The organism is Nonomuraea sp. NPDC003201, assembly GCF_053590415.1.
In genome coordinates, this window is the sequence record NZ_JBSFTC010000210.1 from 1 (window position 1) to 20,545 (window position 20,545).

Annotated in this window: 17 protein-coding genes and 1 pseudogene; 11 read left to right on the forward strand and 7 right to left on the reverse strand. The window is 71.6% G+C overall.

The features are described 5' to 3' along the window. The 4 genes from ACWDX9_RS43675 to ACWDX9_RS43690 form a co-directional block, all read left to right on the forward strand. Window positions 1-2,705, forward strand: a 2,705-nt coding sequence (locus ACWDX9_RS43675) for an SDR family NAD(P)-dependent oxidoreductase (RefSeq protein WP_449965532.1), incomplete at its 5' end; no start/stop codon positions are given. Between the two features lie 71 nt (window positions 2,706-2,776). Then, entirely contained in the window at window positions 2,777-4,123 is a 1,347-nt protein-coding gene (gene ccrA, locus ACWDX9_RS43680) for a crotonyl-CoA carboxylase/reductase (RefSeq protein WP_449965534.1), read from the forward strand. Between the two features lie 17 nt (window positions 4,124-4,140). Then, window positions 4,141-4,902, forward strand: coding sequence for an SDR family NAD(P)-dependent oxidoreductase (locus tag ACWDX9_RS43685; RefSeq protein WP_449965536.1), 762 nt, complete (start codon window positions 4,141-4,143; stop codon window positions 4,900-4,902). Window positions 4,903-4,980: 78 nt separating this feature from the next. Continuing rightward, entirely contained in the window at window positions 4,981-5,982 is a 1,002-nt protein-coding gene (locus tag ACWDX9_RS43690) for an alpha/beta hydrolase (RefSeq protein WP_449965539.1), read from the forward strand. Window positions 5,983-6,046: 64 nt separating this feature from the next. Here the strand turns inward: ACWDX9_RS43690 and ACWDX9_RS43695 are convergent, their stop codons facing one another. After that, window positions 6,047-7,558 (reverse strand): AMP-binding protein, encoded by a 1,512-nt coding sequence (locus ACWDX9_RS43695; protein ID WP_449965541.1) that lies wholly within the window; start codon window positions 7,556-7,558, stop codon window positions 6,047-6,049. A gap of 140 nt (window positions 7,559-7,698) precedes the next feature. On the opposite strand from ACWDX9_RS43695, the gene ACWDX9_RS43700 reads away from it, so the two are divergent. Further along, on the forward strand, window positions 7,699-7,947 hold the full coding sequence (locus tag ACWDX9_RS43700) for an acyl carrier protein (RefSeq protein ID WP_350742997.1): 249 nt from the start codon (window positions 7,699-7,701) through the stop codon (window positions 7,945-7,947). Window positions 7,948-8,007: 60 nt separating this feature from the next. Here the strand turns inward: ACWDX9_RS43700 and ACWDX9_RS43705 are convergent, their stop codons facing one another. From ACWDX9_RS43705 to ACWDX9_RS43730, 6 genes are read right to left on the reverse strand one after another with little or no spacing between them, the layout of a single operon-like run. Continuing rightward, the gene (locus tag ACWDX9_RS43705) at window positions 8,008-8,946 is read right to left on the reverse strand and encodes an ACP S-malonyltransferase (protein ID WP_449965544.1); all 939 of its coding nucleotides are present in this window, start codon (window positions 8,944-8,946) and stop codon (window positions 8,008-8,010) included. Next, the gene (locus ACWDX9_RS43710) at window positions 8,943-10,055 is read right to left on the reverse strand and encodes a DegT/DnrJ/EryC1/StrS family aminotransferase (RefSeq protein ID WP_364267119.1); all 1,113 of its coding nucleotides are present in this window, start codon (window positions 10,053-10,055) and stop codon (window positions 8,943-8,945) included. Before ACWDX9_RS43710 ends, ACWDX9_RS43705 begins: the two co-directional genes overlap by 4 nt. 31 nt (window positions 10,056-10,086) lie before the next feature. Further along, complete coding sequence (gene rfbC / locus ACWDX9_RS43715; RefSeq protein WP_449965547.1) at window positions 10,087-10,695, reverse strand: dTDP-4-dehydrorhamnose 3,5-epimerase; 609 nt, start codon at window positions 10,693-10,695, stop codon at window positions 10,087-10,089. A gap of 33 nt (window positions 10,696-10,728) precedes the next feature. Further along, entirely contained in the window at window positions 10,729-11,589 is an 861-nt protein-coding gene (locus tag ACWDX9_RS43720; RefSeq protein ID WP_449965550.1) for a 3-hydroxybutyryl-CoA dehydrogenase, read from the reverse strand. Then, window positions 11,589-12,608: a 3-oxoacyl-ACP synthase III family protein gene (locus ACWDX9_RS43725; protein WP_449965552.1), complete on the reverse strand. Its 1,020-nt coding sequence runs from the start codon at window positions 12,606-12,608 to the stop codon at window positions 11,589-11,591. Before ACWDX9_RS43725 ends, ACWDX9_RS43720 begins: the two co-directional genes overlap by 1 nt. Before the next feature lie 38 nt (window positions 12,609-12,646). Continuing rightward, window positions 12,647-14,074 (reverse strand): acyl-CoA carboxylase subunit beta, encoded by a 1,428-nt coding sequence (locus ACWDX9_RS43730; protein WP_449965569.1) that lies wholly within the window; start codon window positions 14,072-14,074, stop codon window positions 12,647-12,649. 400 nt (window positions 14,075-14,474) lie between these two features. On the opposite strand from ACWDX9_RS43730, the gene rfbB reads away from it, so the two are divergent. From rfbB to ACWDX9_RS43760, 6 genes and pseudogenes are all read left to right on the forward strand, one after another. Next, window positions 14,475-15,458: a dTDP-glucose 4,6-dehydratase gene (gene rfbB / locus ACWDX9_RS43735; RefSeq protein ID WP_449965555.1), complete on the forward strand. Its 984-nt coding sequence runs from the start codon at window positions 14,475-14,477 to the stop codon at window positions 15,456-15,458. A gap of 17 nt (window positions 15,459-15,475) precedes the next feature. Further along, window positions 15,476-17,818, forward strand: coding sequence for a penicillin acylase family protein (locus ACWDX9_RS43740; protein WP_449965558.1), 2,343 nt, complete (start codon window positions 15,476-15,478; stop codon window positions 17,816-17,818). Between the two features lie 39 nt (window positions 17,819-17,857). Continuing rightward, on the forward strand, window positions 17,858-18,748 hold the full coding sequence (rfbA, locus tag ACWDX9_RS43745; RefSeq protein WP_449965561.1) for a glucose-1-phosphate thymidylyltransferase RfbA: 891 nt from the start codon (window positions 17,858-17,860) through the stop codon (window positions 18,746-18,748). A gap of 26 nt (window positions 18,749-18,774) precedes the next feature. Beyond that, on the forward strand, window positions 18,775-19,515 hold the full coding sequence (locus tag ACWDX9_RS43750; protein ID WP_449965564.1) for a thioesterase II family protein: 741 nt from the start codon (window positions 18,775-18,777) through the stop codon (window positions 19,513-19,515). Then, on the forward strand, window positions 19,512-20,339 hold the full coding sequence (locus tag ACWDX9_RS43755; RefSeq protein ID WP_449965566.1) for a metallophosphoesterase family protein: 828 nt from the start codon (window positions 19,512-19,514) through the stop codon (window positions 20,337-20,339). Before ACWDX9_RS43750 ends, ACWDX9_RS43755 begins: the two co-directional genes overlap by 4 nt. Further along, a pseudogene (locus ACWDX9_RS43760) lies at window positions 20,336-20,545 on the forward strand (4'-phosphopantetheinyl transferase); the annotation flags it as partial. The gene ACWDX9_RS43755 and the pseudogene ACWDX9_RS43760, both read left to right, overlap by 4 nt.

A 20,545-nucleotide genomic window follows, 5' to 3' on the forward strand; every position in this document is an offset into this window, starting at 1 on the left:
CCCCCCTCAACACCCTCGCCCACACCCTCACCCACCACCCCGCCCACACCCCCCTCATCACCAACACCACCGCCACCCCCACCCACACCCTCACCCCCACCCACTGGGCCCACCACGCCCGCCAACCCGTCCAATTCGCCAACACCATCACCCACCTCCACCACACCGGCGTCACCACCTACCTCGAAATCGGACCCGACACCACCCTCACCGCCATCGCCCCCCACAACCTCCCCACCACCCCCACCCCCACCACCCACACCACCACCAGCAGCAGCACCCACTTCACCCCCACCCTCCGCAAAAACCACCCCGAAACCCACACCCTCCTGACCGCCATCGCCACCACCCACACCCACAACACCAACACCACCCCCAACTGGACCACCCTCATCCCCCACGCCACCACCACCGACCTGCCCACCTACCCCTTCCAACACCACCACTACTGGCTGGAGCCGTCGTCCCACGGGCACGGGTCGGACGGCCCCCGGGACGACGGTTTCTGGAAGGCGCTGGAGTCGGAGGAGACGGAGGCGCTGGCCACCCGGTTGAAGGTGGACGCGGACGCCCTGAGGACCGTGCTTCCCGCCCTGTCATCCCTGAGGGACGCGGAGCGCAAGCGGTCCGTACTCGACGACTGGCGTTACAAGCTGGTGTGGCGCGGGGTGAGCGCGCCGAGCGCGGCGGGGATCACCGGTACGGCGTGGCTGGTGGCCGTGCCCGCCGCGGGCGGCGATCCCCGGATCGTCCGGGACGTCCTGGACGGTCTGTCCGCGCGGGCTGCCCGGGTGTATCCGCTGGTGGTCGGCGGTGAGGACCGCGCCGCACTCGCTGAAGCCATACGTGCGCAGGCCCGGCCCGGGCTGACCGGTGTGCTCTGTCTCCTGCCGCTCGACGACGAGCCGCACGAGGAGCACCCGACGCTGTCCCGGGGCGCCGCGGCGACCGTCACGTTGGTGCAGGCGCTGGCCGATGCGGAGGTGAGCGCGCCCCTGTGGCTGACCACGTCCGGCGCGGTCGCCCTGGACGAGGCCACCGGAGACGGAGCGGCCGGAGACGGAGCGGCCGGAGACGGAGCGGCCGGAGACAGCGCCACCGAAGACGGCGCCGGCGGAGAGAGAGCCGGAGGAGAGAGAGCCGGAGGAGGCGAGGCTGTGGAGAGGGTCAGTCCGTTCCAGACTGCGCTCTGGGGGCTTGGCGCGGTTCTCGCGGTGGACCACCCGGACACCTGGGGCGGCATCGTCGACCTTCCCCCCGCCCCCGGAGCCGACGACATCGCGCTGCTCCAGGGGGTGCTCGCGGGCACGAGCGGCGAGGACCAGGTGGCGATCCGCGCAGGCGTCGTACGGGCACGCCGCATGGTGCGCTCGCCGAACGGTGGCGCGGACCGGGCGCGGAGCTGGAAGCCGAACGGAACGGTGCTGGTCACCGGCGGCACCAGCGGGGTCGGCGCGAACGTGGCACGGTGGCTCGCCCGGGAGGGCGCCGACCGCCTGGTGCTGGTCAGCCGCCGCGGAGGCGGCGCCGAGGGCGTCGCGGAGCTCGAGGCCGAGCTGACCGAGCTGGGCGCCGCCGTCACGGTGGCCGCCTGCGACGTCGCCGACCGGGCGGCGGTACGGGACCTGCTGGAGTCGATCCCCGACCTGACGGCGGTGATGCACGCGGCCGGTGTCGGGCACGACGACGTGCTCGTGGCCGACACCACGCTGGAGGACTTCGCCGGCTTCGCCCGGTCCAAGGTCATCGGGGCGATCAACCTGGACGAGGCCCTGGCTGACCGGCCACTGGAGGCGTTCGTGATGTTCTCCTCCGGCGCGGCCGTGTGGGGGTCGAGCGGGCAGGCCTCCTACGCCGCCGCCAACGCGTTCCTCGACGGGCTGGCGCAGCGCCGGCGGATCCGCGGGCTCGCGGGCTCCTCGATCGCCTGGGGCGGTTGGGGCGGCGGCGGGATGATGGAGGACGCCGGGGAGCAGCTGGGCAGGAGCGGCCTGCGGCCGATGGCGCCCGACGCGGCGGCGATGGCCATCGGCCAGCTGGTCGGCAGCGGCGGGGGCCACCTGGTGGTGACCGACATCGACTGGGAGCGCTTCGCGCCCGCCTTCGCGCTGGCGCGGCCGCGTCCCCTGGTGAGCGCCGTTCCCGAGTTCGCGCGGGCGCTCGAAGCGCCGGCGGCCTCTGGGGGCGACGACGGTACAGCGTTCGCGGCGCGACTCGCGGAGCTGCCGCCGGCCAAGCGGGAGCGCCTGGTGGTGTCCCTGGTACGCAGTGAGGCCGCGGCGGTGCTGGGACACACCTCGGACGACCCGGTACAACCGGACCGGGCGTTCAACGAGCTCGGGTTCGACTCGCTGACCGCGGTGGAGCTGCGCAACCGGCTGGGCCGGGCCACCGGGCTGAAGCTCCCCGCCACCCTGGTCTTCGACTATCCCACCCCGATCGCCCTCGCCCGGTTCGTCCAGGACAAGCTCGCGCCCGAGACGCCGTCCGGCTCGATCTTCGCCCAGCTCGACGAGATGGAGCGGCTGCTACGGGAGCAGGCCCTGTCCGCCGGGGACCGGGCGCAGATCAGCGACCGCTTCCGGGCCATCCTGCACGCGGCCGAAGGGGTGAACGGCGCGGCGGAGGAGGCCGACCGGGACCTCGACGACCTTTCCGACGAGGAGCTCTTCGCCGCGCTGGACGACCAGCTCGGCGCGTCCTGACCCCGGCGGGCCGCGCGTCCTGTCGCCGGCCCTTGACCCCCACCCGCTCGAACTCCCGCCAAGGAGAATCGATGAAGGAAATCAGAGACATCCTCCTGTCCGAGCAGTACGACGCCGAGCAGCTCAGGAACCTCCCGATCCCGGAGAGCTACCGGGCGGCGGTCGTGCTCCACGACGACGTGGACATGTTCGGCGGCATCCCGGCCGAGAACCGCGATCCCGCGAAGTCGCTGACCATGTCCGACGTCCCCACGCCGGAGCCCGGCCCGGGCGAGGTGCTCGTCGCGGTGATGGCGAGCAGCATCAACTACAACACGGTGTGGAGCGCCATCTTCGAGCCGATGCACACGTTCGGCTTCCTGAAGCGCTACGCGAAGGCGGTCCCGTCGGCCGGGATCCACGACCAGCCCTTCCACGTGCTCGGTTCGGACATGTCCGGCGTCGTGCTGAAGACCGGCCCCGGCGTCCACCGGTGGCAGGCCGGTGACAAGGTCGTGGCGCACTGCCTGTCGGTCGAGCTCTCCTCGGCCGACGGCCACGACGACAGCATGCTCGACCCCGACCAGCGCATCTGGGGGTACGAGACCAACTACGGCGGGCTCGCGCAGCTCAGCCTGGTCAAGGCGAACCAGCTCATGCCCAAGCCCGCCCACCTGACCTGGGAGGAGTCGGCGTCCTCCGGCCTGGTGCACTCCACGGCCTACCGCCAGCTCATCTCGCGCAACGGCGCGCAGATCAAGATCGGCGACGTGGTGCTCATCTGGGGGGCCGCGGGCGGGCTCGGCTCGTACGCCACCCAGCTCGTCCTGCGCGCCGGGGGGATCCCGGTCTGCGTGGTCTCCAGCGACCACAAGGCCGAGCTGGTCCGGGCCCAGGGCGCGGAGCTGGTGATCAACCGGGCCGACGAGGGCTTCCGGTTCTGGAAGGACCCGGAGACGCCCGACCCCAAGGAGTGGAAGCGGTTCGGGGCGCGGATCCGGGAGCTGACCGGCGGCGACGACCCCGACGTGGTCTTCGAGCACCCGGGCAGGGAGACCATGGGCGCGAGCGTGTACGTGGCCCGCCGCGGCGGCACGATCGTCACCTGCGCCTCCACCTCCGGCTACCAGCACCAGTACGACAACCGCTACCTGTGGATGGCGCTGAAGCGGATCGTCGGCACCCACTTCGCGAACTACCGGGAGGCCTGGGAGGCCAACCGCCTCATCGCCAAGGGGGCGGTCCACCCCACCCTGTCCGCCGTCTACGACCTCGACGAGGTCGGGGTGGCGACCCGCCGCGTCCACGCGAACGCCCACAGCGGCAAGGTCGGGGTCCTGTGCCTGGCGCCGCGGCCCGGTCTCGGCGTCGACGACCCCGAGTTCCGCGCCCGCCACATCGACCAGATCAACCGGTTCCGCGAACCGTCGGACAACTAGCTTGCGGAGGATGAGACGTGGCTGCTGACCTGGCTTCCAAGGTCGTCGTGATCACAGGAGGGACTTCCGGCATCGGGAAGGCCGTCGCGGAACGGGTCGCCGCCGAGGGCGGCGCCGTGGTGATCGCGGCCCGGCGCGAGGACGTCGGCGCGCAGGTGGCGGCCGACATCCAGGCGAAGGGCGGCCGGGCGCTGTTCGTCCCGGCCGACGTCACGGTGGAGGCCGACGCCGAACGGGTGGTGCGCTCGGCGGTCACGGAGTTCGGCCGGCTGGACGGGGCGTTCAACAACGTCGGCGGCGTGAACGGGACCGGGCTGGTGTCCGACGTGGACGAGGCCCACTGGCGGGCGGACCTGGAGCAGAACCTCACCAGCGTCTTCTACGGGCTCAAGCACCAGGTCCCGGCGATCCTGGCCGCCGGCGGGGGCTCGATCGTGACCAACGCCTCCACCTACGGCTGCGCCGGGATCCCGGGCGCGGCGCCGTACGTGGCCGCCAAGCACGGTGTGGTCGGGCTGACCAGGGCCGTCGCCCTGGAGAACGCCGAGCGGGGTGTACGGGTGAACGCGCTGGTCACCGGCAACGTCGACACCCCGCTGCTCCGCAATCTGCTGGGAGCGCCGCTGGACGGGCCGCTGGAGACCCGGGTGCCCAATCCCTCGGGACGGGCGGCGCATCCCGAGGAGATCGCCGCGCTCGTCGCGTTCCTCCTCAGCGACGACGCGGCCTTCATCACCGGCGCGGCACTGGCCATCGACGGCGGCGCCACCGCGCAATAGGCGCCGCCCAATAGACGCCGCCCAAATGAACACCGCCGTTCGGCCGGGCGGACCCGCCCGGCGGCGGCCATTCGGCGGATGACCCGGCGCCGCCCCGGCGCGGAGGATGATCTCATGCGCTACAACCTCGACTCAGAGCTCGCGCCGTGGGCGTCGATGATCCCCGACGTCGAACTCTCCCAGGTCGTCAACCGGGAGATCACCCTCACCCCGGAGGAAGAGCAGGCGTTCCACGAGAAGCTCCCGCACTACACGCCCGAGCAGGCCGTGGACATCAGCGATCGCGAGGTCCCCGGCCCCGGGGGCGCGCCCCCGGTGAAGGTACGCCTCTACCGGCCGCCCGCCGCGGACCGGCCCCGGCCGGCGCTCCTCTACCTGCACGGGGGCGGATTCGTGGCCTCCGACTTAGTGGTGTTCGACGCGCGGTGCACGGAGATCGCCGACCGGGTCGGCGCCGTCGTGGTGTCGGTCGACTACCGGCTCTCCCCCGAGACCCCGTTCCCCGGGGCGCTGGAGGACACGTACGCGTCGCTGACGTGGTTGCGCTCCGCGGCCGGGGAGCTCGGCGTGGACCCCGAGCGGATCGCGATCGGCGGCGACAGCGCCGGCGGGAACCTCTCCGCGGCGGTCTCCCTGCTGGCCCGCGACCGCGGCGGCCCGGAGATCTGCTTCCAGTTCCTGGACGTGCCGGTGCTGGACGACCGGATGACGACGCGCTCCATGCGGGACTTCGTCGACACCCCCAGCTGGAACAGCCGCAACAACGAGGCCATGTGGCGGTATTACCTCAAGGACGGCCCGGCTCCGGGCGGACCGGACGTGTCCCCCTACGCCGCGCCCATGCGGGCCGGCGACCTCACCGGCCTGCCTCCGGCGCTGGTGGTGGTGTGCGAGTTCGACCCGCTGCGCGACGAGGGCATCGAGTACGCCCAGCGGCTCGTCCAGGCGGGGGTCGCGACGGAGCTCGTGCTGTATCCGGGGACCTTCCACGGCGCGTCCGTGATCGCGCACGCCGAGATCACCAAGAAGATGCGCGAGGACATGATCTTCTCACTGCGCCGCGGGATGCGGAGCCGCTGAGCCCCGCCCCGCTCAGCCGCCGCTGGGCCCCGCCCGGCCGGCGCCCCGCGCTCAGCCGACCAGCTCAGCCGACCAGCTCCGTGGCCCGGGCCCGCAGGCCGGCCCGGTCGACCTTGCGGTTGGGGTTCAGCGGCAGCTCGTCCAGGTGGTGGTAGTGCCGGGGAATGAGGCCCGCCGGCAGCGTCCTGCGGAGCTGGGCGGCGAAGCGGGCCGGCGGCGCGGGGGCTCCGGTGTAGAAGACGACGAGCGCGGTGGCGTCGTCGGCCGTGGTGCTCACCGTCACCGCGTCCTCGACGCCGTCGCAGCCGCGTACGGCGTGGTCGATCTCGGCCAGCTCGACGCGCCAGCCCTGCACCTGGACCTGGGCGTCGCCCCGGCCGAGATAGACGAGCTCGCCGTTGGCCGCGCGCCGGACCCGGTCGCCGGTGTTGTACCAGACGCGGCCCTCGCGCTCGACGAACCGGCCGTGGTCGTGCTCGGGATCGAGGTATCCGGGGGTGGTCTGCGGGCCGGTGATCCAGAGCTCGCCCTCGGTGCCGGTCGGCCATCCCTCGTCGTCGAGCAGCAGGTGGTCGTGGCCGTCGTTGACGAACCCGATCGGCGACAGGCCGTTGACGCCCAGTCCGGGCGAGGTCTCCTGGGACCAGCGGTGACCGACGATGGTGATGGTCAGCTCGGTCGGGCCGTACAGGTTCTCCAGGACGGAGGCGGGGGCGGCCCGCTGCCAGTCGGTGGCGTCCGCGACCTTCAGCGCCTCTCCGGCGAAGAAGCTCCAGCGCAGGAACGGCATGGCGGCGGCGCCGAGACCACCGGTCCTGCGCACCATCGAGATCGCGCTGGGGGTGGAGAACCACACGGTGATCCCCTGCTCGGCGAGGAAGCGCGGCAGGTTCCGGTACGCGTGCGGCGGCACCGCCACGGACGTCGCCCCGGCGCCCCAGGCGCAGAACAGGTCGAACATGGCGCAGTCGAAGGTCAGGTCGAACGTCTGGGAGAAGACGTCGTCACTGGTGAAGTCGTACCGTCCGGCCAGGAACCGGAAATAGTGGGCGGTGTTGCCGTGGGTGATCGGCACGCCCTTGGGCGTCCCGGTGGAACCCGAGGTGAACAGCACGTACGCGATGTCGCCGGCCTCGACCGGCCGGGGCCGCGGGAGGGCGAGCCCGTGGTCGATCGGGTCGGTGTCGGGCGCGAGGACGGCGACGTCCATGCCCTCGCCCAGCAGCTCCTCGGCGATCTTCCGCCCGCGTTCGTCCACGATGAGCGCCGACACCCCGGCCGCCTCGATCATCTGCCTGGTACGCGCGGCCGGGAAGTCCGGCTGCAGCGGCACGACGGTCACCCCGGCGAAGAGGCCGGCGAGGATCCCGACGTAGGAGACGGTCCCCTTGGCGGCGAGCACCCCGACGGCGGCGGGTGACGTACGCGGCAGCGCGCCGCCCCACAGCAGGGCCAGCCGGTAGACCTGGTCGTAGGTCAAGGTGTCCACGCCGGCCCGGAACGCCGCCCGGCCGGGCGACTTCGCCAGACCGCGCAGAAAGAATTCATAGAGGGCGGGGCTGCATTCTCCGGTCATTGTTTCCTCCGGCCGCAATTATTCCGGGCACCAGGTCCGAATATGTTTGTCAAATTCTTTTGTCGAATCCGTGGACATCGGCGTTTCCGGGCTATAACGTCAAGTCCAGATAATTCGATTGAGAAAGGAATCCGCGCGCCATGTGGGACAACCGTTTCGAGGAGATCCTGCGCCAGCACCTGCCTTTTCTCCCGGCCGACGAGAAACTCCGGGAGGACGTCGCGCTGCTGGACTTCGGCCTCGACTCGCTCGGCATCGTGCAATTGCTGGGCGCCCTGGAGGACACGTACGGGGTGCGATTCCGGGACGACGCGCTGACCCCGGAGACCTTCCAGACCCCCGCCGTGTTGTGGAACACCTTGACCGGGATTTCCGAGACCGCCGGCTGACGCCCGCGACGAGGCCACGCGCTCATCACCCGGTGAGCCGTGGCCTCGTCGCATGCCGGGCTAGGCCACCGAGGCCGGGCGGGGCATCATCGCCAGTCTCGGGTTCACCGGTGTCACCGCGAAGTTCTCCCTGGTGACCGCCACCCGGCCGAACAGGCTGTCCGGGCCGGAGACGCACACCCTGGCGACCTCCAGCCGCCGCAGCGCCGCCACCACCTCCGGCCAGCGCAGGGGCCGTACGAAGCCGTCGAGCAGCATCGTCCGCACGCCGTCCCCGGTCGTCAGCAGCGCGCCGTCGTGGTCGTCCACCACCGGCAGCCTCGGGTCGGCAAACCGGAGGCCGTCGAGGACCTCCTCCTCGGCCCGCTGCCGCAGCGCCTGGAACGCGGCCGAGTGCATCGGGGGGCGCATCGTGTACAGCGGGAGCCCGCCGATGGCCCGTACCCGCCGCTGCAGCCACTCCACCTGCCGCTCCGCCAGGGAGAGCATGTAGAAGTCGTGGTCGATGTAGCAGGAGAGGTCGTACCACTCGCCGCGCTCGTCCAGCTCGGCCAGCACCTCCCGCAGCCCGGGCTCCGGGGTGCGCACGAAGGAGTGGGTGACGATGTCCCGGTGCTCGCGGGCGAAGTAGTCGTCGGTGCAGCGGGCCAGCCCGGCCGTCATGCGCACGGCGTCCTCGAAGGACAGGGCGCCCGAGTACGCCGCGGCCGCCTTGCCGCCGAAGCTCGGGCCGACGCACACGACCGGCTCCACGCCCAGGGTCCGCCCGGCCCAGTCCGCGAGGGCCACGCAGTTCACCATGAACGCCACCTGGGCGGCCTCGCTGTAGTCGTTCCGGGACTCCTGGAAGCGGTCCACCAGCGAGTAGCCGAGGACGTCGTCGGCGGCGGCGATCAGCCGCCGCGCCGCGGGATCGCCCCGCATGAATTCGGCGACGTCGGCGAACTGGACGGGCCCCATCCCGGGGAAGACGATCGCGGTCCGCGGGGCGGAGGTCACCAGCCCTCCTTGATGGTGTCCACGATGTGGCGGCGCTGCTCGTCGGTGACCCACCAGCCCACCGGCACGCACACCACGCGCTTGGCGACCCGCTCCAGGCCGGGGAGCAGGGCGGCGTACTCGCGCACGCAGGTGTGCAGGTCGTTGCGCTCGTGCACGTTGCTGGCCATGATCCCGGCCGCGTCCATGCGCTTGAGGAACCCGTCCCGGTCGTCCACCTTCATCGGGTAGATCCAGAAGGAGGACTGGCGGTCGCCGGAGCGTTCGGTCAGCTCCAGCCCCGGGACGCCGGCCAGCTCCCGGTCGTAGAAGGCGGCGTTGTCGCGGTGCCTGGCCACCACCTCGTCCGCCTTGGCCAGGTTGGCCAGCCCGATCGAGGCGTTGATGTCCGTCATGTGGAACTTGTAGCCCCACTCGGGCACGTCGGGCGGGTTGCGCAGCCGGTCGGCGCTGCGGTCGATGCCGAACCAGCGCAGCAGCCTGGCCCGCTCGTGCAGCTCGTCGGTGGGCAGCGCGAGCGCGCCGCCGTCGCCGGTGGTGAGGTGCTTGATGGCCTGGAAGCTGAAGACGGAGATGTTGCCGTGGGTGCCGATCGGCGCGCCGCGGTAGGTCGCGCCCCAGGCGTGCGCGCAGTCCTCGATCACGGTGATCCGGGAGCCGAACGCGGCCTCGGCGTCGTCGAGGATCGCGGCCAGCCGGTCGAGGTCCACCGGGTATCCGGCGAAGTGCACGACCATGATGGCGCGGGTCCTGGGTGTGATCTTCCTGGCCAGGTCGTCGAGGTCGACGTTGAGGGTGGCCGGGTCGACGTCCACCCACTTGATCCGCAGCCGGTTGGCCAGGATCGCCCAGTTGGTGGCCTCCATGGTCAGCGGCGTGGACAGCACCTCGCCCTGGCCGTCGTCGTCGCCGGCGACCAGGCGCAGCGCGAGCTGGAGCCCGGCGGTGGCGCTGTTGACGGTGGCCACCCTGGGGTTGCCGATCCTGGCGGCGAGCGCCGCCTCGAACTCGACGACCTTGGCCCCCTGGCCGATCTGGCCGCTGCCGACCACCTCGGCGACGGCGGCCGGCGCCTCGTCGGACATCGGCACCTTGAACAACGGGATCATTGGCTGTGCTCCTTGCCTGTCTCGCCCGTCGTCAGCCGACGAGGGCGGGGTCCTCGAGTTCGGCGTAGCGGGCGCGGCAGGCGGAGTAGTCCGGCAGCAGCCCGAGCTTCTCGGCCTCGCGCAGGGACGGGGCGGCGAGGTCCTTCTCCGACAGCAGGTCGCGCTTGGGCGGCCAGGGCAGGGCCAGCTCCGGGTCCAGGGGGTCGATCTGGATCGACGTGCCGGGGGACCACGTGCTGGAGCACAGGTACACGACCGTGGCCTGGTCCGTCAGCGGCGCGAACCCGTGGGCGAGCCCTTCGGCCAGGTAGAGGGCGTTGCGGTTCTCCGCGCTCAGCTCGACCGCGACGTGCTCGCCGTAGGTGGGCGAGCCGACCCGGATGTCGACCAGGATGTCGATGATGGCGCCCTGCGGGCAGGTCATGTAGCGCGCCTGGCCCGGCAGCGCGGTGGCGTGCAGGCCGCGGATGGTCCCGCGCCGCGACACCGAGCAGTTGACCTGGGCGACCGAGAGCTCGTGGCCGACCGCCTTCCGGAACTCCGGCTGGCTGAACGCCTCGAGGAACAGGCCCCTGTCGTCATGGAAGACCTTGGGCTGGATCAAGAACGCGCCGTCCACCCTGAGCTGGCGGATCTGCATGTCCGAAAACCTTTCTGTGATGTCCGCCGGCCGCTAGGCGTATTCGTAGAATCCGCGGCCGGTCTTCTTTCCCAGGAGGCCGCCCTCGACCATGCGCAGCAGGAGCGGCGGGGGCGTGTAGAGCGGCTCCTTGAACTCCTCGTAGAGGGCCTCCGCGATCGAGGCCACCGTGTCCAGGCCGATCAGGTCGGCCAGCTTCAGCGGGCCCATCGGGTGGGAGCAGCCCAGCACCATGCCCTGATCGACGACGTCGGCGCGGGCGAACCCGCTCTCCACCATCCGCACGGCCGACAGCAGGAACGGGATGAGCAGCGCGTTGACCACGAAACCGGCGCGGTCCTGCGACCTGATCACCTGTTTGCCGAGCGTCCCGGCGACGAACGACTCCGCCCGCGCGTACGTCTCGTCCGCCGTCAGCAGCGACCCGATGAGCTCCACCAGCGGGAGCGCGGGCATCGGGTTGAAGAAGTGCACCCCGATCACCTGGGCGGGCCGGCTGGTGGCCCGCGCCAGCCGGATGATCGGGATGGAGGAGGTGTTCGACGCGAGGATCGCGTCCGGGTCGTCCAGGATCTTGTCCAGCGCGCCCAGCACGTCGAGCTTGATCGACTCGCTCTCGGGGACGGCCTCGAAGACGATCTGCCGGTCGCCGAGCTCGGCGAGGTCCGTGACGAAGGAGACGCGGGCCAGCGCCGCGTCCCGCTCGGCCTCGGTGATCGTGGCCCTGCGCAGGCCCCGGTCGAGCCACGCGGTCACGCGCCGCCGCGCGGGCGCGAGGGACGCCTCCGTGGACACGGCGACGATCACGTCGAGCCCGGCGCGGGCGCACGCCTCCGCGATGCCCGAGCCCATGACGCCGCACCCGACGATGCCGACCTTGCGCATCTCGCTCATCACGCCTCCTGTGACACCGGCACCGTCGGCGCCGACCAGTGAAGAAGGCACGCCCCGATGGACATGCCGCCGCCGAACCCGGCGAGCAGGACGAGATCGCCGTCCTTGATGAGGCCCGACCGGTTCGCCTCGTCGAGCGCCACGGGGACCGAGGCGCTGCCCACGTTTCCGTACCGCTCCAGCGTCCGGGCGGTGCGCGCGCCGGTGAGACCGACGCGTTCGACCAGTTCGGTGACCATGACCCCGTTCGCCTGGTGCGGCACGAAGACGTCGATCTCCTGCGGCCGGAACCCGGCGCGGCTCACCAGGCCCTCCAGGATGGGCGGCACGTGCTCCATCACGTAGTTCCTGACCCCGCGGCCGTCCATGCGGAAGTAGTGGTCGCCGGCCTCGACCGTCTCGTGGGAGGCGGGAAGCCTGCTGCCTCCGGCGTCGACCCTGATGAGCTGGCTGGCCGCGCCGTCGCTGGTCAGGTCGAAGCCGATGATCCCGGAGCGTTCCGGCACCGGGCCGACGACGGCCGCGCCGGCGCCGTCCCCGAAGAGCACGGCTGTGCGGCGGTCGGTGGCGTCGAGGATGCGCGAGTACACGTCCGCGGCCACCACGAGCGCGTAGGTGTCGGGGCGGAGCGCGACGAGGCTGTCGGCCAGCGCCAGCGCGTACACGAAACCGCTGCAGACGACGTTGATGTCGAAGCAGGCGGCGCCGCGCCCGCCGAGCGCGTCCTGGACCAGGTACGAGGTCGGCGGCTGGGGCGAGTCGCCGGTCGAGGTGGACACGATGATGTAGCCGATCCGGCCGATGTCGACGCGGGCCTGGCTCAGCGCGTTCCTGGCGGCCCGGACGGCGAGGTCGGAGGTGGCCTCGTCGGGAGCGGCATGGCGGCGGGCGGAGATCTGGGTCTTGCGCTGGATCCATTCCGCGGTCACGCCGGCCTTGGCCGCCACCTCCTCGTTGGCGACCTCTTCCTTGGGCAGGTAGGAACCGGTTCCCAGGATTCCCGTGAATTGCTTGGCCACTGCCAGTACGCCTTTCCCTTCAGTACCACCGGGCGCGGTCAGAGGGGGATGTTGCCGTGGTCGCCGCGCCGAGCCGGCGTCGCGGCCAGGGCCTCGGCGATCCTCCGCCGGGTGTGCTCGGGCTCGACCACCTCGTCCACGACGCCCAGCGCGAGGGCCCGTCCCACGCCGCCGGCCGTGCGGATCTGCTCCTCGACGAGGCTCAGCCGCAGCGCCTCGCGGTCCTCGTCGGGGGCGGCGGCCAGCCGCTTGCGGTGCAGGACGCCCACGGCGGCCTCCGCGCTCATCACCGCGACCTCTGCCTGGGGCCAGGCGAAGACCGCCGTCGCCCCGAGGCAGCGGGAGTTCATCGCGATGTACGCGCCGCCGTACGACTTGCGCGTGACGAGGGTGACCCTGGGCACGACCGCCTCGGCGAACGCGTGCAGGAGCTTGGCGCCGCGCCGGATCACGCCGTCCCACTCCTGGCCGACGCCGGGCAGGTAGCCGGGCACGTCCACGAGCACGACCAGCGGGATGCCGAACGCGTCGCACATGCGGACGAACCGCGAGGCCTTCTCGGCGCTGAGCGAGTCCAGGCAGCCGCCCTTGCGCAGGGGGTTGTTGGCGATGACGCCGACGGTCCCGCCGGCGAGCCGGCCGAGCCCGATGACGACGTTGGCCGCCCAGCGCGGCTGCAGCTCCTCGAACGCGCCGTCGTCGAGGAGCTCGCGGACCAGGGGCCGCACGTCGTAGGCGCGGCGCGGGTTCTCCGGCAGCAGCGCCCCGAGGTCGTCGCCGTCCTTCGCCAGGTCCGGGTCGAAGGAGCGCGGGCCGTTGAAGAGCTCGGTGAAGCGCCGTGCCGTCAGGTACGCCTCCGCCTCGTTCTCGACGACCACGTGCGCCACGCCCGACTTGCGGCCGTGGGCGCCGGGGCCGCCGAGCGACTCCATGTCGACCTGCTCGCCCGTGACGGTGCGTACGACGTCGGGGCCGGTCACGAACATGCGGGCGGCGGACGACATGATCACGACGTCCGTCAGCGCGGGCCCGTAGGCGGCGGCTCCGGCGGCCGGTCCGAGGACGACCGAGATCTGGGGCACCCGGCCGGAGGCCCGGGTCATCGCGCGGAACACCTTTCCGACGCCGTCCATCGACTCGACGCCGTCGGCCAGCCTGGCCCCGCCGGAGTGCCACAGGCCGATCACGGGAACGCCTTCGAGCACGGCCGCGTCGATGGCCTCCACGACCCAGCGGCAGCCCTCCGCGCCCATCGCGCCGCCCATCTTGAGGGCGTCGGTGCAGTAGGCGATCACGTCCCTTCCCGCGACACGCCCTCGCACGGCGGTCACGCCGCTGGCGTCCTTGTCGTGCAGCGGCACGACGGAGCCGGCGTCCAGCAGCCGGGCCAGGCGGACGGCAGGTTCACGAAAATCGCGCTCGCGCTCCTCCTGAACGACAGGGGAGCCGGTGGGGCTGATAGTCAGCAACGTCGTCCGCCCTCAAAAAGATTTGATTCCGAAAAGGAGGTCTTTTCTCGCACGTTCGCCACCTCTCACAAGCCGTGGGCACAGGTGCGACCGATCTTCCGGGAATTTCCGAGACGGCGCTGAATTCGGCCGGTCTCATCAGCAAGAACGCTACATGGGCACCCCTCCCACACCAACCCTTATCCCCACCCCTACCGGGTTTCGGCAGGCACGGCCGGGTGCCGTCCCGTCAGCCCCTAAACAGCCCCTAAATGTACGGCGGGACGGGACCGAAGAGCTTTTTCCGGTGCCGGTCCCCCCTAAATATCCGGAATTCACTGGCCGATGCCGCCGCACGCGTCCTGTCATGGAAGTCGCCGCCGGGCGGACCGGACAGGGCCTACGAAGAGGACTGAGGATGCGCATTCTTGTGACGGGTGGCGCCGGTTTCATCGGGTCGAACTTCGTCAACAGGGTGTTCCAGGGGCACTATCCGGCGCTGGCCGAGGCCGAGGTCGTGGTGCTCGACAAGCTGACGTACGCGGGGAACCTGGAGAATCTGGCGGAGGTGCTCGACGACCCCCGGCTCCGGTTCGTCCACGGGGACATCGCCGGCGTGCCGCTCGTGCGGGACACGATGGAGAAGGTGGACCTGGTCGTCCATTTCGCCGCCGAGTCGCATGTCGACCGCTCCATCGAGGGGTCGGCGGAGTTCGTCCGGACCAATGTGCTCGGCACCCACGCGCTGCTGCAGTGCGCGCTGGAGGCCGGGGTCGGCAGGTTCGTGCACGTCTCCACGGACGAGGTCTACGGCTCCACCCCGGAGGGCTCGTTCTCGGAGGACGATCCCCTCGGCCCGAACTCCCCGTACTCGGCGTCGAAGGCGTCCTCCGACCTGCTGGCCCTGGCCTACCACCGGACGCACGGGCTGGACGTGTGCGTGACCCGCTGCTCCAACAACTACGGCCCCTACCAGTTCCCGGAGAAGGTCATCCCGCTGTTCGTCACCAACCTGGCGGACGGGCTGCCGGTGCCTCTTTACGGCGACGGCGCGAACGTGCGGGACTGGCTGCACGTGGACGACCACTGCGACGGCATCGCGCTGGTCGCGGAGTCGGGACGCGCCGGGGAGGTCTACAACATCGGCGGCGGGACCGAGCTGAGCAACCTGACGTTGACCAGGCGCGTGCTGGACATCATGGGCATGGACTGGTCGATGGTCCGGCCGGTGGCCGACCGCAAGGGCCACGACTTCCGCTACTCCGTGGACATCAGCAAGATCCAGAAGGAGCTGGGCTACGCGCCGCGGGTCCCGTTCACCGAGGGGCTGGCGGAGACGGTGCGCTGGTATCTGGAGCACCGCGACTGGTGGAAGCCCCTCAAAGCATATGAGCCGCGTTGAACGAGAGGTGCTGTGCCATGAGGAGACGCCTGCGCGCCGGAACGGCGCTGGCCGCCGGGCTCGTCCTGGCGCTGACGACGCTGCCCGCCGCCGCCCGCCCGCAGGACGCGGAGACCCTGCGGGTCCCCGGCCTCAAGCAGCCGGTCGAGCTGATCGTGGACCGGTGGGGAGTGCCGCACATCTACGCCCGGAACACCGACGACCTCTTCCTCGCGCAGGGCTTCAACGCCGCCAGGGACCGGCTGTTCCAGATCGACCTCTGGCGGCGGCGCGGCCTGGGAGAGCTCTCCTCGGTGTTCGGCCCCGCCTACGTGGAGCAGGACAAGGCGGCGCGGATGTTCCTCTACCGGGGTGACATGGACCGGGAGTGGGCGAGCTACGGCCCCGGGGCGAAACGGGCCGCGACCCGCTTCACCGAGGGCATCAACGCCTACGTGCGCCGGCTCGGGCAGAACCCGGAGCAGCTGCCGCCCGAGTTCCGGCAGCTCGGGTACGCGCCCGCGTTGTGGCGGCCGGAGGACGTGGTGCGGATCAGGAGTCACGGCATCGCCAAGAACGTCTACAGCGAGGTGCTGCGCTCGCTCGTCGTCTGCGCGGGCGGGGCCAAGGCCTCGGCGGCGCTGTGGCGGCTGGAGCCCGAGCGCGCCACCACCGTGCCCAAGGGGCTCGACCCCTGCTCCGTGCCCATGGACGTGCTGCGGACGTACGAGCTGGCCACGCGGGGCGTGGTCTTCGAGAACGGCGCCTTACGCCCGGCCCCCATCTCCCCCGCGGACCCCGGGGGGAGCAACAGCTGGGCGATCTCGCCGGGCCGCACCGCCACGGGCCGCCCCATCCTGGCCGGCGACCCGCACCGGTCACTGACCGCGCCCTCGCTGCGCTACATGGCCCATCTGTCGGCCCCCGGGCTCGACGTCATCGGGGCCGGTGAGCCCGCGCTCCCCGGGATCTCGATGGGGCACAACGGCACCGTCGCGTTCGGCCTGACCATCTTCGGCGCCGACCAGGAGGACCTCTACGTCTACGAGCTCGACCCCGCCGACCCCGGCAGGTACCGGTACGGCGGCGGCTGGGAGCGCTTCAGGACGACGGCCGAGCGGGTGCCGGTCGCGGGCGCGGCGCCGGTGGACGTGGAGCTCCCCTTCACCCGGCACGGCCCGGTGATCAAGATCGACCGGCAGCGCAATCTGGCGTACGCCGTGCGCACCACCTGGCTGGAGCCCGGCACGTCCCCCTACTTCGGCAGCATGACGTACATGGGGGCCCGCGACTTCACGGAGTTCTCGGCGGCCATGCGCACCTGGGGCGGCCCTCCCGAGAACCAGGTGTACGCCGACGTCTCGGGCAACATCGGCTGGGTGCCCGGCGCCCTCACCCCCAAGCGCGACGGCTACGACGGCCTGCTGCCCGTCCCGGGCGACGGCCGCTACGAGTGGGACGGCTTCCTCGACGGAGCCCGCCTGCCCCGCTCCTACAATCCGCGGCAGGGGTTCGTCGCCTCGGCGAACGAGTTCAACCTCCCCGCGGACCACCCCGACGAGATCGGGTTCGAGTGGGACCCGCCCTACCGCAGGCAGCGGATCGACGAGGTGCTCGCGGCGAGCCCGCGCGGCACGGTCGAGGACTCCATCCGGCTGCAGGCCGACAAGGTGTCCACACCCGCGCGGCGGATCGTGCGCCTGCTCGACGGCCTGACGAGCACGGACCCGGACACCATGCGGGCGCTGCGGCTGCTCCGCTCCTACGACGGGGTAGCGGACGCGGACTCGCCGGAGGCGGCGCTGTTCGAGCCGTGGTTCTCGCGCCATCTCGGGCCGGCCTTCCGCCGCGCCGTGCTGCCGCCGGAGGTGGCGGACTCCATCCCCTTCGTCGACGCCCGCCTGCTGGTCGACGCGCTGGAGCACCCGGACCGCTGGTTCGGCTCCGGCGGGAAGGCCGCGCGGGACGAGCTGCTGGACACGTCGCTGGCCGCCGCCTACCGCGAGGTCGCCGGGCGGCTCGGCGCCGACCCGGGCACGTGGAGGTGGGGGGCGCTGCAGTACACCGCGTTCACGAGCCCCGTCGGGGCGGACGTGGGTCCCTTCCCCCGGGGCGGGTCGGCGTACACGGTGGACGCGTCCTCCTACAGCCCGGCCACCTTCCAGCAGTCGTCGGGGGCCTCGTTCAAGATGGTGCTGGACGTCGGCCGATGGGACAACTCCCGCGCCGTGAACGCGCCCGGCCAGTCCGGCGACCCGCGCAGCCCGCACTACCGGGATCTCGCGGAGCGCTGGAGGTCGGGCGAGTATTTCCCGCTTCTCTACAGCCGCGCGCAGGTGGAACGGCACGCCGCGAGCAGGATCACACTCACCCCCCACTGATTGATTTCCGTTTACGAGTTTTCATCGAAGGAATCAGACATGAAGGGCATCATTCTGGCGGGCGGTCACGGGACCCGGCTCTACCCGCTCACCCTGGCCGTCTCGAAGCAGCTTCTCCCGGTGAACGACAAGCCAATGATCTATTACCCGCTGTCGGCGCTCATGCTGGCGAACATCACCGACATCCTGATCATCTCGACCCCCACGGACCTGCCCCAGCTGACCCGCCTGCTGCGCGACGGGTCGCATCTGGGGCTCGACATCACTTACGCGGAGCAGTCCCAGCCGGTCGGCCTGGCGGACGCCTTCATCATCGGGGCCGACCACATCGGCGACGACTCGGTGGCCCTCGTGCTCGGTGACAACATCTTCCACGGCCACTCGTTCTTCGACATCCTCCAGCAGAGCACGTCCGAGGTGGACGGCTGCGTCCTGTTCGGCTATCCGGTGAGCGACCCCGAACGCTACGGGATCGGCGAGACCGACGCCGACGGCCGGCTCATCTCCATCGAGGAGAAACCCATCAATCCCCGGTCCAACCGGGCGATCGTCGGCCTGTACCTCTATGACAACGACGTGGTGGACATCGCCAAGAACCTGCAGCCGTCCGCCCGGGGCGAGCTGGAGATCACCGACGTGAACCGTACCTATCTGGCGCGCGGCAAGGCCCGGCTCGTCGACCTCGGGCGCGGGTTCGCCTGGCTGGACGCCGGGACCCCGGAGTCCATCCTCCAGGCCAGCCAGTACGTCCAGGTGCTGGAGCAGCGGCAGGGGGTGCGCATCGCCTGCGTGGAGGAGATCGCGCTCCGGATGGGCTTCATCGACGCCGAGGCCTGCGACCGGCTGGGCAGCGAGCTCTCCGCCTCCAGTTACGGTCGCTATGTCCGTTCCGTCGCCGCCGAGTTCCGCGACTCCCCGTCCCCGAACTGAGTCCCCCGAACCGAAGGAGAGACGCCGTGACGAGGACCAATCCCTGGCTGCACCGCTCCCATCCGTCGCCGCACAGCGACGCGCAGGTGATCTGCTTCCCGCACGCCGGAGGCTCGGCCGGCTTCTACCACCCCTTGGCGGCGGCGCTGGCGCCCGCCGCCGAGCTGGTCGCCGTCCAGTACCCCGGCAGGCAGGAGCGCCGCCACGAGCCGCCCGTCAACGACCTGCGGCTGCTGGCCGGCCGCATCGCCGACGTCCTGGGCCCCGGGGACGGCCGGCCGCGGGCGTTCTTCGGGCACAGCATGGGGGCGCTCGTCGCGTTCGAGACCGCCCTGGCCCTCGGCGACCACGGGCCCACGGCGTTGTTCGTGTCGGGGCGGCGCGCGCCCAGCCGGGTCCGCCACGACATGCTGCACCTGCTCGACGACCACGAGCTGGTGGCGCACCTGAAGGCGCTGAACGGCAGCGAGGCGGCGGTGCTGGACGACGCCGAGCTGCGGGCGATGGTGCTGGCCACGATCCGCGCCGACTACCGGGCGATCGAGACCTACCGGTTCGCGGGCGGGGCGCCGGTGGGCTGCCCGATCGTCGCGCTGACCGGCGACGCCGACCCCCTGACGAGCCTGCCCGAGGCGCAGGCGTGGGAGGCGCACACCAGCGGCGGCTTCGAGCTGCACGTCCTGTCCGGCGGGCACTTCTTCGTCCGCGACCACAACGCCGCCGTGGCCGAGACGATCCTCAAGTCCCTGGAGACGATCCGCGCATGACCGCGCTGCTGGCCATCAGCGATCTGCACATCGGATACGCGGAGAACAGGCGCATCCTCGAGGGCCTGCGGCCCGGCGACCCCTCGGACTGGCTGCTGGTCGCCGGGGACGTGTCGGAGGAGGTCGCCGGCCTCGAATGGGCCCTGACCCTGCTCAGCCGCCGCTTCGCGAAGGTCGTGTGGGTGCCGGGCAACCACGAGATGTGGACGCATCCCTCCGACCCGGTCCAGCTGCGCGGGGAGGAGCGCTACCAGCACCTGGTGAAGGTCTGCCGCAGCCTGGGCGTGGTCACGCCGGAGGACCCGTACCCGACCTGGACGGGCCCCGGCGGCCCCGCCGTGATCGTCCCGCTGTTCGTCCTGTACGACTACACCTTCCGCACCCCCGACGCCGAGACGAAGGAAGAGGCCCTCGCCCTCGCGTACGCCAAGGACGTGGTCTGCACGGACGAGTTCCTCCTCCACCCGGACCCCCACGCCTCCCGGGACGCCTGGTGCGCCGCCAGGGTCGCCGAGACCGAACGCCGCCTGGCCGAGCTCCCGCCGGGCGTCCCGACGGTGCTGGTCAACCACTATCCCCTGGTCAGGGAGCCGACTCTGGTCCTGCGGCATCCGGAGTTCGCGATCTGGTGCGGCACCGAGCGCACCGCCGACTGGCACCTGCGCTTCAACGCCTGCGCGGCCGTCTACGGCCACCTCCACATCCCCCGCACCACCTGGCACGACGGCGTCCGCTTCGAGGAGGTCTCCCTGGGCTACCCGCGTGAGTGGCGGCCCCGCCCCACGCCGCCCGGCCGGCTCCGCCAGATCCTGCCCGTGCCATGATCGAGAAGATCCTGCCGCCGTGGGTGGCCGCCGAGGAGGCGTTCGGGGACCCGCCGGACGCGACCCTCTTCCCCGAGGAGGAGGCCTTCATCGCGCGCGCGGTGGACAAGCGGCGCCGTGAGTTCACCACGGCCCGCCACTGCGCCCGCCGCGCCCTGGACCGGCTCGGGCTGCCCGCGGCGCCGATCCTGCCCGGCGAGCGCGGC

What these genes read in the sequence shown, in the direction of transcription:
- ccrA (WP_449965534.1), top strand. Translation starts at nt 2,777, where the DNA reads ATGAAGGAAATCAGAGACATCCTCCTGTCCGAGCAGTACGACGCCGAG.
- ACWDX9_RS43690 (WP_449965539.1), top strand. Translation starts at nt 4,981, where the DNA reads ATGACCCGGCGCCGCCCCGGCGCGGAGGATGATCTCATGCGCTACAAC.
- ACWDX9_RS43695 (WP_449965541.1), bottom strand. Translation starts at nt 7,558, where the DNA reads ATGACCGGAGAATGCAGCCCCGCCCTCTATGAATTCTTTCTGCGCGGT.
- ACWDX9_RS43700 (WP_350742997.1), top strand. Translation starts at nt 7,699, where the DNA reads ATGTGGGACAACCGTTTCGAGGAGATCCTGCGCCAGCACCTGCCTTTT.
- ACWDX9_RS43710 (WP_364267119.1), bottom strand. Translation starts at nt 10,055, where the DNA reads ATGATCCCGTTGTTCAAGGTGCCGATGTCCGACGAGGCGCCGGCCGCC.
- rfbC (WP_449965547.1), bottom strand. Translation starts at nt 10,695, where the DNA reads ATGCAGATCCGCCAGCTCAGGGTGGACGGCGCGTTCTTGATCCAGCCC.
- ACWDX9_RS43720 (WP_449965550.1), bottom strand. Translation starts at nt 11,589, where the DNA reads ATGAGCGAGATGCGCAAGGTCGGCATCGTCGGGTGCGGCGTCATGGGC.
- rfbB (WP_449965555.1), top strand. Translation starts at nt 14,475, where the DNA reads ATGCGCATTCTTGTGACGGGTGGCGCCGGTTTCATCGGGTCGAACTTC.
- ACWDX9_RS43740 (WP_449965558.1), top strand. Translation starts at nt 15,476, where the DNA reads ATGAGGAGACGCCTGCGCGCCGGAACGGCGCTGGCCGCCGGGCTCGTC.
- rfbA (WP_449965561.1), top strand. Translation starts at nt 17,858, where the DNA reads ATGAAGGGCATCATTCTGGCGGGCGGTCACGGGACCCGGCTCTACCCG.
- ACWDX9_RS43755 (WP_449965566.1), top strand. Translation starts at nt 19,512, where the DNA reads ATGACCGCGCTGCTGGCCATCAGCGATCTGCACATCGGATACGCGGAG.